Source organism: Erwinia mallotivora (genome assembly GCF_000590885.1).
GTDB classification, from domain to species: domain Bacteria; phylum Pseudomonadota; class Gammaproteobacteria; order Enterobacterales; family Enterobacteriaceae; genus Erwinia; species Erwinia mallotivora.
The window spans coordinates 110,321-123,219 of sequence record NZ_JFHN01000050.1; the positions used below are offsets into that span (position 1 = coordinate 110,321).

Below are 12,899 nucleotides of genomic sequence, written 5' to 3' on the forward strand. Positions count from 1 at the left end.
CGGGTAAAGTAGCCTTGATCCACCTTTTTATACGAAGTTTGAGCAGCGTCCGGCATGGTAAAACGCCTGATTTATAGCCTGATTATCATCGTGGTTCTGATGATTGCGGCTGCGCTCGGCCTGGATCGCTGGATCAGTATAAAAACCGCCCCCTGGGTTTATTCCAGTCTCAACGCCCTGCCGCATCGCCAGGTGGGGGTGGTTCTGGGGACCGCCAAATACTACCGCACTGGCGTTATCAATCAGTATTATCTCTACCGCATGCAGGGTGCGCTGAATGCCTACAACAGCGGCAAAGTTAACTATCTGCTGCTTAGTGGCGATAATGCCCAGCACAGTTATAACGAGCCGATGACCATGCGCCGCGACCTGATTGCCGCCGGCGTACCGGCCTCTGACATCGTGCTGGATTATGCCGGATTTCGTACCCTGGACTCGATTGTGCGCACCCGTAAGGTGTTCGACACCAATGATTTTATTATTATCACCCAGCGCTTTCACTGCGAGCGGGCGCTGTTTATTGCGCTGCACATGGGCATTCAGGCTCAGTGCTATGCGGTCCCCTCGCCGAAAAATATGCTGACTATCCGCCTGCGGGAAGTGGTCGCGCGTCTTGGCGCGCTGGCCGATCTCTATCTGATGAAGCGCGAGCCGCGTTTTCTGGGGCCGATGGTGCCTATCCCGGCACGGCATGAGGTGCCGGAAGATGCACAAAGCTATCCGGCAGTGACCCCTGAACAGTTGCTGGAGCTGGAGCAGAAGCTGAAATCCATCGCCCCGGCCCCGCCGCCGCCAGCCGCCGCCGGAGCCAACCGTCCCCCTGCCGTCGCATCGTAAGGCCGCGTGGCGTCAATCGGAATTCACATGCTGTCGGCAGTAGCGTTTGCGCCAGGCGGCGGGAGTCATACCGCGCAGTTGACGAAAAACCCGACGAAAGTAGCTCACATCGCTGAATCCACAACCTGCTGCAACCTCACTGAGACTACAGGCATCGGTCAGCAGCATTTTCTCTGCGGCGGTAATACGCTGCTGTTGTAGTGCGCCAGTCAGGGTGAGGCCAAACGTCCGACGAAATATCCGCCCAAGGTAATCCACATTGCAATGTAGCGATCGAGCCAGTTCACTGGCCCCGGTAAGACGGTGATAGTGCGTGGTAATAAGTTGTTTCGCCTGCCATGCCAGTGCCGCGCCCGGACCATTTGCCGCGGGCGTCTCTGCACCGCTGCGAACAATTTCCTGCAATAACAGAATTAATAATAATTCCAGCGACTGGCTTTGGGGAATACGAGCCTGTTCATTTAAAAATAAACGAAACAGCGCAAGTAAATTATCTTCATCCTGAACTTTGCAATGCTGGGGAATATTCAGTTGTAATAATGGATTTTCCTGCTGTTCCGGCAGCACATCAAAATGTAACCAGTAGAATTTCAACTTATCGTTAAATACCGATACCCCCCGATGTTGCCGCCCTGGAAACAGAAGTAAGCATTCCCCCTGCTTTAACTGAAAAATACGTTCTTCTTCCTGCAACGACAGCGTGCCGCTGACCAGATAAATAAGTTCAAACGAGCTAAGGGTGCGGGTCGGATGTGTACCCACGCCACGGGAAATAAACAGCCCGCCGTTCTGCACTTTTAGCGGATAAGTGACGGATAAAGAAAGCATTCAACCTCCTCTGACTGCACGGTTTTTAATGTAATTAATAGCACATGCAGCCCCGGACATGATGACAAGGCGTCAGGGTTTGATCTGCTTCACAAATAATCCGGCAGGTCGGAATTGTGCTGTTTTACTACCTGAACGCCCTCTTGTTGGCCGATGTCTGCCGTGCCAGATTAAATAAAAAGTTTACTGACCGACTACTGAAAAATGGCCTGAGAAAATCAAGCTGGCGTATTACGGATAATGCAGCCTCGTCCACGCCTTATTACTCTTTTATGCGTTTTTGCCTGAGGAATAAATGATGCAAACCGTTCAGAGCCTGACCATGAAAATAAAAGATTCGAGCGCCCGATTAACCCTCAGCGAGAAAGCAGGTTATGGTCTGGGTGACGCAGGTGGCACGGTGATTACCTGCCTGATTGCGAATTTTCTGACCTTCTTCTACACCGATATATTTGGCCTGACGCCCGCGCTGGTGGGCACATTATTTATTACGCTCAGAGTGATTGATGCCATCGCCGATCCGCTGATGGGTATCGTAGCCGATCGCACCCATACCCGCTGGGGGCGGTTTCGTCCGTGGCAGTTGTGGATTGCTTTGCCGGTGGCCATCGCCGGTATCCTGACTTTTACCGTGCCCCCTCTGAGCACGGAGGGGAAAATCATCTGGGCCTTTGTCACCTATTTCCTGCTCTCCGTCAGCTACACCGCCATTAATGTTCCCTATTGTGCACTGATCAATGCCATGACCCGCCAGCACCAGGAGGTGATGTCCTGCCAGGCGTGGCGTTTTGTCCTCTGCGGCATGGCGGGATTTATGGTTTCCGTGGGGTTGCCGTGGCTGGTGGCGCTGACCGGCAAAGGCAACCTTGTGGCAGGCTACCAGCACGGCGTCGCGCTGATGTGCGTCATTGCGGCAGCCCTGTTTTTATGCTGCTTTTTTAGCGTGCGTGAACGGGTTACCCTTCCCAGCCCCGGCAAATTCAGCATTCGCGACCATCTGCGCGCTATGGCCCGCAATGACCAGCTATTGCTGATGCTGCTGATGTCCTTTCTGCTGATCAACGTCTTCAATCTGCGCGGCGGTGGCTATATGTACTTCATCACCTACGTGCTGAAAGGCAGTGCAGCTTATGCCTCGATGTTCTTTGCCATGCTGACGCTGGCGGCGATTCTCGGTGCGGTTATCGTCAACCAGCTGAATAAGTGGTTTGACACCGTGCGGCTCTATATGGCGACCAATCTGCTGCTGGCCGCCTTCTCTACAGGTCTGTGGTTTGCCCCGACCGGCGCAGCTTATCAGTCGCTGTGGCTGGGACTGATTTTCGTTCACTGTGTGATGCTGGGTTTTACCCTGCCGCTGCATTTCTCCCTGATGGCCTTTGCTGACGACTATGGCCACTGGAAGAACGGCATTCGTTCTTCCGGAATGAACTTTGCCTTCAATCTGTTTTTTATCAAGCTGGCCTGGGCTTCCAGCGCGGGCATTATCAGCCTGGTGTTTGTGCTGGTGGGCTATCAGGCAGGAGAACAGCATCAGACCAGCGCATCCCTTAACGGCATCACGCTTTTTGAAACGCTGCTGCCTGCGGCACTGCATCTGCTGCTGGCGGCCTGCCTCTGTTTTTGCAAACTGAGAAAAAACCTGCTGGTGCGGATTTCCCGCGATCTCGCCAGCCAGTCCGCATTTAAGTAAGGAGAAGTGATGAGCGATTCCCCGATGGCTAAACCTGAGATCCCGCTTCGGCAGGTCACCCTGACCGATTCTTTCTGGCTGGACTATCAGCAGTTGATTAAAGAGGTGGTGATACCTTATCAGTGGCAGGCGCTGAATGACGAGGTGGCCGACGCCGAGCCCAGCCATGCCATTGCCAACTTTCGTATTGCGGCAGGCAGAGAGGAGGGTGAATTTCACGGCATGGTTTTTCAGGACAGCGATGTCACCAAGTGGCTGGAGGCGGTGGCTTATCTGCTGACGAAAACGCCGGACGGTCAGCTGGAAAAAACCGCTGATGAGGTGATTGAACTGATCGGCGCGGTGCAACAGCCTGACGGCTATCTCAACACCTGGTTCACCATTAAAGAACCCGAGGCGCGCTGGAGCAACCTGGCGGAGTGCCATGAACTTTACTGCGCCGGACATCTGATCGAGGCCGCAGTGGCTTATCATCAGGCCACCGGCAAGACACGACTGCTGGAGATCGCCTGCAAACTGGCCGATCATATCGCCACGGTATTCGGGCCGGGGGACGATCAGCTGGCGGGTTATCCGGGCCATCCTGAAATTGAGTTGGCGCTGATGCGGTTGTACGAAGCAACCGGGCAACGGCGCTATCTGGACCTGGTCAGCTTCTTTGTGACAGAGCGCGGTACGCAGCCACACTACTACGACATCGAATACCTCAGGCGCGGTGAAACTTCTCACTGGCATACTTATGGCCCGGCATGGATGGTGAAGGATAAAGCCTACAGTCAGGCACATCTGCCGGTCGCCTTACAGAAAACGGCCATCGGCCATGCGGTGCGATTCGTTTATCTCTATGCCGGCGTGGCCCACCTTGCACGACTCAGTCAGGACCGGCAACAGCGCGAGATTTGCCAGCGGCTGTGGGAAAATATGACCAACCGGCAGATGTATATCACCGGCGCGATTGGTTCACAGAGTAGTGGTGAAGCCTTCAGCAGTGATTACGATCTGCCTAACGATACCGCCTATAACGAAACCTGTGCCTCGATCGGCCTGATCATGTTTGCCAACCGGATGCTGCAAATGGAGGCTGACAGCCGCTACGCCGATGTGATGGAGCGTGCGCTGTATAACACGGTGCTGGCTGGTATGGCGCTGGACGGCAGGCACTTCTTCTACGTCAATCCCCTGGAGGTGCACCCTGCCAGCGTTCCGTTCAACCATATCTATGACCACGTCAAACCCGTGCGTCAGCGCTGGTTTGGTTGTGCCTGCTGCCCGCCGAATATTGAGCGGCTGCTGGCCTCGCTGGGGTCTTACATTTATACCCGACGCCCTGAGGGTGTGGATGTGAATCTGTACATCGGCAGCGAACTGGAAACAGAGATTGGCGGTCAGCCCCTGCGTCTGAAACAGGGCGGCGACTATCCCTGGCAGGGGCGTATCTGGCTGGAGGTGGATTGTGACAAATCGCTTGATGCCACCCTCGGCCTGCGCCTGCCTGACTGGTGCAGCTCGCCGGAGGCGACGCTTAACGGAGAGCCTCTGGCGGTGGCTGAGCTGCGGAAACAGGGCTATCTGCGGCTGAACCGGAAGTGGCAAAGCGGCGATCGCCTTGAGCTGACGCTGCCGATGCCGGTCATCCGGGTAAGGGGCAATCCGTTGCTGCGCCACGTGGCCGGAAAAGTCGCTATCCAGCGCGGTCCACTGGTCTGGTGCCTTGAACAGGCGGATAACGGCGCGGAGCTGCACAATCTGCTGCTGCCCACCGGGGCCACCTTCCATACCCGACCCGGCAGCGGTGTGCTGAGCGGCAAAATCCTGTTGCAGACCACCGGACTACGGCGTCATGCGGTGGACGCAGCGCACCAGCCGCTATACAGCTTTGATGCCGCACCGGCAGCCTTCACCTCTCAGCCGTTGACCTTTGTGCCCTATTTCAGCTGGGCTAACCGTGGCGAGGGCGAGATGCGGGTGTGGGTGGATGAGGGCTGAGTCAGCAATCATTAATCCGGAAAAACCAAAACAGGCGGGAATAAGCTGCGGTCTGGCACAGGCCGGGCGGAATAAAAAAAACCAGACGGCAGCTGCCGTCTGGCCCCGATGTTGACAACAAAAGACTACTTTTTGCGGGCGTATTTGAGTGAATCCAGCGCTACAGCGAAAATGATAATGCCGCCTTTAATAATATACTGCCAGTAGGGATTCACTCCGATATAGGTCAGACCGTAGTTAATAACGGTAAAAATCAGTACGCCGGTCACTACCCCTGCAACCGTACCCACGCCGCCGGCAAAGGAAACGCCGCCCACCACGCAGGCCGCAATGGCGTCCAGTTCGTACATAAAGCCAAGGTTATTGGTGGCGGAACCGATACGACCGGCCTCCAGCATCCCACCAAAGGCGTAAAACACGCCGGATAAGGCATAAATCAGAATCAGGTTAAAATTAACGTTCACCCCGGATACTTTTGCCGCTTCCGGATTACCGCCGATGGCAAAAATGTTTTTACCAAAACGGGTTTTATTCCACAGGATCCAGACAAAGAAGATAGCAATCGCCGCATAGAAGGTGATGTAAGAGAGTTTAAACTCACCAATCCGGATAAAGCCCTGGGCGAAAGTAGAGAACTTCTCATCAAACCCGGCGATAGGCGAGGCACCGACATAATCGTAATAAAGCGAGTTGATACCATAGACAATAATCATCGTGCCTAAGGTGGTAATAAACGGCGTCACTTTCAGATAAGCAATAATCAGACCATTAACCAGACCAATTACCCCACCGATCACGCACACGGTCAGAATAACCAGCGGAATCGGTACGGTATCCAGATGCGGGAACACCTTGTTGGCATTATCCATCGCCTGAAGCAGGGTTGCGGCTACCACGGCGGCCAGCCCCACCTGACGACCCGCTGACAGGTCGGTGCCCTGGGTGACAATTAATCCCGCCACGCCAAGCGCAATAATAATACGGACGGAAGACTGAGTAAGAATGTTACTCAGGTTCATTAAGCTTAAGAAAGTCGGGTCCTGGAAAATAATAATTGCCAGCAGCACCAGCAACACAACGTATATGCCACCCTCTTTTAACCAGGTGAGCGCATTTTTTTTATTTACAGCATTCATGGTAACAGCCCTTACCTTATTAAAGGTGCTTCGATGCCAAACGGAGAATTTCGTTTTGCGTAGTGGTTTTGGTTTCAACAATGCCTGCAACCATGCCGTTACTCATTACCAGGATCCTGTCGGTAATCCCTAATAGCTCTGGCATTTCAGAAGAGATAATAATAATCCCCTTCTCTTTCTTCGCCAGCTCGGCTATCAGTTGATAAATTTCAAATTTCGCCCCCACGTCAATACCACGGGTCGGTTCATCCAGCATCAGAATTTCCGGCTGGGTTAACAGCCAGCGGCCAATAATAACCTTCTGCTGGTTACCGCCGGATAATGAGCCGATGGAGGTGGCATGGCCCGGTGTTTTTACCCGCATCGAGTCAATAACCCACTGGGTATCACTTTTCATCCGGCTGTTATCCAGCAGACCCACGCTGTTTTTATATTTACGAATATTCGAAATCAACGAGTTAAAACCAATATCGAGAAACGCGTAGATGCCGGTAGCGCGCCGTTCTTCGGTCACCAGCGCAAAGCCGTGATTAATTGCTTCATTGGCGCTGTGGTTATTAATTTTTTTACCGTGCAGTTTAATCGTGCCGCCGGATTTCTCGCGGATGCCAAATAAGGTTTCCACAATATCAGTACGCTTCGCGCCCACCAGTCCGGCGACGCCAAGGATCTCGCCTTTACGCAGATCAAAAGAAATATCGCGTATTGACGGCTGACGCAGCGAGGTCAGGTTACGGACTTCAAGGATGGTTTCACCCGGCACATTGTGTTTATCCGGGAAGCGCTGGCTGAGCGAACGCCCGACCATCATGGCAATAATTTTATCCATATCCAGCCCTTCGAGCGGCTGGGTGGCAATCCACTGACCATCGCGCAGGATGGTAATTTCATCGCACAGCTGGAAAATCTCTTCCATTTTGTGCGAGATATAAACAATGCCGCAGCCGCGATCTTTCAGCTTGCGGATAATGGTAAACAGATGATTGACTTCTTTTTCCGTCAGTGACGAGGTCGGCTCATCCATAATGACAATTTTGGCGTCATAGGAGAACGCTTTGGCTATTTCAATCATCTGCATCTGCGAAACAGAAAGTGAAATAACTTTGTCACGCGGGTCGATATCAATATCCAGCTCGTCAAAAATGGCTTTGGTGTCGCGATACATTTTATCCTGATCGACAAAAAAGCCTTTGCGCGGATAACGTCCCAGCCACATGTTATCCATCACCGTGCGTTGCAGCACCAGGTTTAATTCCTGATGGACCATCGACACACCATTTTCCAGCGCTTCTTTTGAACTTTTAAAATCGATCTCTTTACCCTGGAAAACAATGCTGCCGGTATCTTTGCTGTAAATACCAAACAGGCATTTTAATAACGTGGATTTACCCGCGCCATTCTCACCCATCAGGGCGTGAACCGAATGAGGACGGATTTTTAAATTCACGTTGTCTAACGCTTTCACACCAGGAAATGATTTACTGACGTTGGTCATTTCCAGCAAATATTCGCGCTGATTGGGTTGTTTATCACTGCCCATAATTCTACCTGGCTTAACGTTTTATGAAACCGGCAGCGGATTAGCCTGCCGGAAAAGGGCGCAACAGACTGCGCCCATACCAGTGACAGCTTATTTCGCGATCTGCGCCAGGTTATCTTTATCCACCGGCACATAGGCGACACGCACGACTTTGCCTTCCAGTTTGTAACTGGTGCCATCGGTAGCCGGTTTGCCAGCGGCCAGGTTTTTCGCCATGTCTAAAGTGGCTTTGGCCTGATTTTCCGCATCGTTCAGCACCGTTCCGGCCATAGCGCCCGATTTCACCAGCGCCAGCGCTTCAGGCAGGGCATCAACACCAAATACCGGGACAGAGGATTTGTTATGCGCCTTCAGTGCTTCTACTGCACCCATTGCCATCGCATCGTTGTTGGCAATAACCACTTCAATTTTGTTGCCGTTCGGGCCGGACAGCCACGCATCCATTTTGTCTTTAGCCTGGGCGGTATCCCACATGGCAGTATCCAGATGCAGCTGCTGGGTTTTCACGCCGTCTTTGTTCAGCGTATCGATCACGTATTTGGTACGCGCTTCCGCATCCGGGTGGCCTGGCTCCCCTTTCAGCAGCACAAACTGAATGACGCCATCTTTATTCAGATCCCAGCCCGGATTGGCTTTCCAGTGTTTCTCAATCAGTTCGCCCTGTTTCACGCCGGACTCTTTTGAATCCGTGCCGACATAATAAGCTTTGTCATAACTGGCCAGCGCTTTGGCGGTTGGCTCTTTGTTAAAGAAAACCACCGGAATATCATTGGCTTTCGCTTTGCTGATCACCACGGCGGCAGCGGCCGGGTCAACCAGGTTGATCGCCAGCGCCTTCACGCCTTTTGCCACCATCACATCGACCTGATCGTTCTGCGTGGACTGGCTGTTCTGAGAGTCATTCATCAGCAGCTGGATGTCCGGGCTGTTTTTTGCTTCTTTCTCAATGTCTTTGCGTACGACGGACATAAAGTTGTCATCGTATTTATAAATGGTCACACCAATACGGGTATCTGCGGCCTGAACGGTGGCAGCGCACATCATGCAGGCAGCCAGGGCAGTGAGCGTGAAAGCCTTCTTCATGTTATCTCCGGTTTTTTGTAGGGTCGTTCTCTGCGTATTACCTTACCAGGTAAGGCGCTGAAATCCGGCGAGGCGTTAAGGTTAATAAAACGTTACGCAAAGCCGACTATTTGCAGACTTCCCTGTGCTTTACCACTGTCCCGAACGCTGTGTAATGATCTGTTTCACGGTGGCTGTAAATGCCAGCCCGGGCGGGAATGAAGCGCGTTACATAATGTTTCACTTCCGCTAACTGGTTGCCATCATAAGGAAGCTGATGTTAATTAACTGTGAATTTACTCACAAATTGAAAACGGTTACATAGCAGAATAGTTCAGGTTAGTGACCCGCCCCACACTTTAGCCGGAGGCGACGGAATGGCGGCGAACCAGCGTGGGCATAAAGCAGTGCCTGGCACTGACATCCAGCGTCCCTTCCGCGCCTTTCAACGCCAGCTCAGTCGCCAGTTTTGCCATGGAAATAATGGGATAGCGCACCGTGGTCAACTGGGGATCGGTATAGCGTGCCACCGGAATATCATCGAAGCCCACCACTGACAGGTGTTGAGGCACGGCGATACCATTATCTTTCAGTGCCGCCAGCGCACCGGCAGCCATACTGTCGTTATAGGCAAAGACCGCCGTCAGATGCAGGTTGCGCCCCAGCAACTCCACCATCGCCGCTTCGCCGCCCTGTAAATCCGGCTCCGCGCTGGCGACCCAACTTTCGGGGGGCACCACGCCCTGCTCCATCAGCGCCTGCTGCCAGCCAGCGCGGCGCTGCTCGCCATCTTCTATCGCGTGGCCGGAATCCAGATAGCCAATACGCTGGTGCCCCTGCTGCTGTAACATCCGCGTCGCCATCAGCGCGCCGCTGACGTTATCCAGACAGACACAGCGATGGGCATAGCCCGGCAGCAGACGGTTGATCAGCACCATTCCCGGCACCTGATCCATCCATACTGCCAGCTCGGCATCGCCAAGCGCTTTGGCGTGCACCACCAGCGCGTTACATCGTTGGCGAATCAATACCTCGATGGCGTGACGCTCTTTGTCAGCCTGATGATAGGAGTTATTAATCAGCACATGCTTTTGCATACGCTGGGCGACGGTATCCACCGCCTTAACCAGCGCACCAAAGAAGGGATCTGAGACGTCCATCACCACCACGCCGATGGTATCGCTGACCTGTGTAGCCAGCGCCTGCGCATTGGCATTTGGCCGGTAACCCAGTGCATCCACCACGCTGAGCACCATGTCGCGGGTTTCAGCGGTAACGGCGCTGCTGTTATTCAACACCCGCGACACCGTTGCCACCGACACACCCGCTTCGCGAGCCACATCACGGATGGTAATCATGGTTGTTTAACCGAAGAGAAAATGTGCATAGCCGATCCTGACCCTGAGTTGCAGGCCGCTATTCTGACAGGGGCTGAGGGCAGGCTACGTGAAATGCGTCACAGCAATGAAAACGGTTACATACAAATTCGCAACATTTGTGACCCGTGTCTCCTTCAGACGTTTTTGTTCAGCGGTGCGCCGCCGGTCAGTCGTGTCAGCCTGCGCCACAGCCACTCCACCGGTCCCTGACGGAAAAAACGCAGCCACAGGACGGAAACCAGGAGATTACACAGCCATACCAGCGGCACCACCAGTAGCAGGTGGAGACGGTCCAGCTGATTAAACCAGCCCAGCCGGTTAAAAAGCGTGGTACAGATCAGCGTTTGCAGCAGATAGTTAGTCAGCGCCATGCGGCCCACGCAGGTGATGGCAAAGGTCAGTTTCAGGCGGCTGAGCGCGGGCCACCAGCCAAAACACAATGCGGCGTAGCCCAGCGCCTGCAAAGGTGCGGCCAGCTCACGCGGCAGTTGCAGGAAGAAACCACTCCAGCGAAAGTCCCAGCCACTTGCCCATTGCAGATAAATGGCCGGGATTTCGATCAGCCAGGCAACGGCGATTAAGATCAACGCGCAGCGGCGGTAGTGAGCCGGGGGGCGAGTGCCGCGCAACCAGCCGCTGCGCATCAGCGCCGCGCCGATCAGCATCAGTCCGACCAGCTGCCAGCCATACTGCGCCGCCAGAGCCAGCAGTCCGGAAGAGAGCATGTCGAGACGATTAACGATCGCTTCCCAACCACCCTGTGTTTTCCAGAAAGTTTCGTACTGCACTTCAGCGAAATCAGGCAGCCACGAGCTGTTAGCCTGCTCCCCTGCCGCCAGTCCGAGCAGCAGTAAAACACCGCAGCCAAGCAGATAGAGCAGTACGCCGGTAGTAAACAGCTGACGGGTTGAGCCAACATCACGCACCATCCGCCAGGCCACCAGACCAGTCAGGCCGTAATCCAGCAGAATATCACCGTCCCAGAGCAATACGCTGTGCATCAAACCCAACAGCAGCAGCCAGCTCAGGCGCGCCTGCATCCAGCGTTTGCCGTAAGGCTGCAACATCTGTAAACCGGCACCAAACAGCAATGCAAACAGCGAGAGGAATTTGACCTGGGCAAAGAGATCGACCACCGCCCAGCTGATGGCATCATAAGTGGCGGGCAGTCCGTGCCACGCCGGATTGAGATAGGCCGCGCGGGGCAGCCCGAAAGCAACAATGTTGAGTAGCAGGATCCCCAGAATGGCAAGACCCCGGAGAAAATCCAGCGTGGGGATCCGTGGCATGGTGTCGTCAGCCGTGGCGAATGGTGCGCAGGAACTCCTGACGGGTGTTCTGGCTGGACTTGAACAGACCGCCCAGTGAGGTGGTGGTGGTGGCGCTGGTGGCATCACGGATACCACGGGCCTTCACGCAGTAGTGAACAGCATCGATACACACCGCAACGTTATTGGTGCCGAGCAGCGTCTGCAATGCCAACAGGATCTGCTGGGTCAGTCGCTCCTGCACCTGTGGACGTGAAGAGAAAAACTGCACGATGCGGTTAATCTTCGACAGGCCGATCACTTTGTCTTTCGGGATATAAGCCACGGTCGCTTTACCGTCAATCATCACAAAATGGTGCTCACAGGTGCTGGTCAGGGTGATATCGCGCACCGTGACCATCTCATCCACCTTCATTTTGTTCTCAATCAGGGTGATTTTGGGAAAGTTGGCGTAATCCAGCCCCGAGAAGATCTCATTGACGTACATTTTGGCAATACGATGGGGTGTTTCAGCCAGGCTGTCATCCTGCAGGTCGAGATTTAACAGCTGCATCACTTCGGTCATGTGACCGGCGATCAGCTGTCTGCGGCTTTCATCATCCATTTCACGAGCAGGTGAGCGTAACGGGGTTTCCAGCCCACGGGCAAGCAGCGCCTCGTGAACCAGTGTGGCTTCCTGACTTAACGTAGCCATGGTGGTTTCTTCTCCGACAGGGTTTACTGCGGCCCGTAAGGGGACCGCCAAAAATTCTGAGGCGGTATTTTGGTACACAACGCGCCGTTAATCCAGCAAATCAGTTTCAAGCCGCATGAAACTGTTTCATTTGCTGCCAGCGTCGCAGCGCCAGACCAGTAAGCCCGCCAGCAACAGCCCTGCCCCGGCCAGATAAAGCGCAGGTTCCAGTCGCCCGCTCAGCGCAGTGGAAAGCGCCGAGAAAACCGGGCCAACCAGTTGGCCGATGGCATAGCCGGTGGTCAGCAGCCCGGCCATGTAACGGTTATGTCGGGGAGCCAGTTCGCGAGCGACCAGCAGAGTAAGCTGAACCACATTCAGAAATCCGCCGCCGATCAGTACGGCTCCTGTTACCAGCCCGCTGATCCCCTGCAACTGCCCGGCGCATAAGATCCCCAGTGCCTGAAGCCACAGCGTCAGCGCCAGCCGCTGGCTGG

General features: G+C 54.3%; 11 protein-coding genes. 3 read left to right on the plus strand and 8 right to left on the minus strand.

All coding sequences use genetic code 11. The features are described from left to right. The first annotated feature begins 54 nt into the window (after positions 1-54). A complete protein-coding gene (sanA, locus tag BG55_RS11810; RefSeq protein ID WP_052018806.1) occupies positions 55-837 on the plus strand; it encodes an outer membrane permeability protein SanA in 783 nt (260 codons plus the stop codon). A gap of 12 nt (positions 838-849) precedes the next feature. Here the strand turns inward: sanA and BG55_RS11815 are convergent, their stop codons facing one another. Beyond that, on the minus strand, positions 850-1,665 hold the full coding sequence (locus BG55_RS11815) for a helix-turn-helix domain-containing protein (RefSeq protein ID WP_034937854.1): 816 nt from the start codon (positions 1,663-1,665) through the stop codon (positions 850-852). Between the two features lie 298 nt (positions 1,666-1,963). Here BG55_RS11815 and BG55_RS11825 point away from each other — a divergent pair, with 298 nt between their 5' ends. Both BG55_RS11825 and BG55_RS11830 read left to right on the plus strand, forming a co-directional pair. Next, positions 1,964-3,358: an MFS transporter gene (locus tag BG55_RS11825; protein ID WP_200871615.1), complete on the plus strand. Its 1,395-nt coding sequence runs from the start codon at positions 1,964-1,966 to the stop codon at positions 3,356-3,358. 24 nt (positions 3,359-3,382) lie between these two features. Further along, positions 3,383-5,344 (plus strand): glycoside hydrolase family 127 protein, encoded by a 1,962-nt coding sequence (locus BG55_RS11830; protein ID WP_200871616.1) that lies wholly within the window; start codon positions 3,383-3,385, stop codon positions 5,342-5,344. Between the two features lie 125 nt (positions 5,345-5,469). Here the strand turns inward: BG55_RS11830 and mglC are convergent, their stop codons facing one another. From mglC to BG55_RS11865, 7 genes are all read right to left on the minus strand, one after another. Beyond that, positions 5,470-6,480, minus strand: coding sequence for a galactose/methyl galactoside ABC transporter permease MglC (mglC, locus tag BG55_RS11835; RefSeq protein ID WP_034937860.1), 1,011 nt, complete (start codon positions 6,478-6,480; stop codon positions 5,470-5,472). Positions 6,481-6,499: 19 nt separating this feature from the next. Then, positions 6,500-8,020: a galactose/methyl galactoside ABC transporter ATP-binding protein MglA gene (gene mglA, locus BG55_RS11840; RefSeq protein ID WP_034937862.1), complete on the minus strand. Its 1,521-nt coding sequence runs from the start codon at positions 8,018-8,020 to the stop codon at positions 6,500-6,502. Positions 8,021-8,110: 90 nt separating this feature from the next. Then, a complete protein-coding gene (gene mglB / locus BG55_RS11845) occupies positions 8,111-9,103 on the minus strand; it encodes a galactose/glucose ABC transporter substrate-binding protein MglB (RefSeq protein ID WP_034937864.1) in 993 nt (330 codons plus the stop codon). A 338-nt stretch (positions 9,104-9,441) separates the two neighbouring features. Then, positions 9,442-10,440 carry an HTH-type transcriptional regulator GalS gene (gene galS, locus BG55_RS11850; RefSeq protein WP_034937867.1) on the minus strand — a complete coding sequence of 333 codons (999 nt, stop codon included), beginning with the start codon at positions 10,438-10,440 and terminating at the stop codon, positions 9,442-9,444. A 155-nt stretch (positions 10,441-10,595) separates the two neighbouring features. Beyond that, positions 10,596-11,750, minus strand: coding sequence for a DUF418 domain-containing protein YeiB (yeiB, locus tag BG55_RS11855; RefSeq protein ID WP_034937869.1), 1,155 nt, complete (start codon positions 11,748-11,750; stop codon positions 10,596-10,598). A 7-nt stretch (positions 11,751-11,757) separates the two neighbouring features. Continuing rightward, positions 11,758-12,423 (minus strand): GTP cyclohydrolase I FolE, encoded by a 666-nt coding sequence (folE, locus tag BG55_RS11860; RefSeq protein WP_034937871.1) that lies wholly within the window; start codon positions 12,421-12,423, stop codon positions 11,758-11,760. Positions 12,424-12,549: 126 nt separating this feature from the next. Then, a partial coding sequence (locus BG55_RS11865) for a YbfB/YjiJ family MFS transporter (RefSeq protein WP_034937873.1) occupies positions 12,550-12,899 on the minus strand: 350 nt, incomplete at its 5' end.

Excerpts from the sequence above, each read along its gene's own strand:
- sanA (WP_052018806.1), top strand. The coding sequence starts at position 55 with ATGGTAAAACGCCTGATTTATAGCCTGATTATCATCGTGGTTCTGATG.
- BG55_RS11815 (WP_034937854.1), bottom strand. The coding sequence starts at position 1,665 with ATGCTTTCTTTATCCGTCACTTATCCGCTAAAAGTGCAGAACGGCGGG.
- BG55_RS11825 (WP_200871615.1), top strand. The coding sequence starts at position 1,964 with ATGCAAACCGTTCAGAGCCTGACCATGAAAATAAAAGATTCGAGCGCC.
- BG55_RS11830 (WP_200871616.1), top strand. The coding sequence starts at position 3,383 with ATGGCTAAACCTGAGATCCCGCTTCGGCAGGTCACCCTGACCGATTCT.
- mglC (WP_034937860.1), bottom strand. The coding sequence starts at position 6,480 with ATGAATGCTGTAAATAAAAAAAATGCGCTCACCTGGTTAAAAGAGGGT.
- mglA (WP_034937862.1), bottom strand. The coding sequence starts at position 8,020 with ATGGGCAGTGATAAACAACCCAATCAGCGCGAATATTTGCTGGAAATG.
- mglB (WP_034937864.1), bottom strand. The coding sequence starts at position 9,103 with ATGAAGAAGGCTTTCACGCTCACTGCCCTGGCTGCCTGCATGATGTGC.
- galS (WP_034937867.1), bottom strand. The coding sequence starts at position 10,440 with ATGATTACCATCCGTGATGTGGCTCGCGAAGCGGGTGTGTCGGTGGCA.
- yeiB (WP_034937869.1), bottom strand. The coding sequence starts at position 11,750 with ATGCCACGGATCCCCACGCTGGATTTTCTCCGGGGTCTTGCCATTCTG.
- folE (WP_034937871.1), bottom strand. The coding sequence starts at position 12,423 with ATGGCTACGTTAAGTCAGGAAGCCACACTGGTTCACGAGGCGCTGCTT.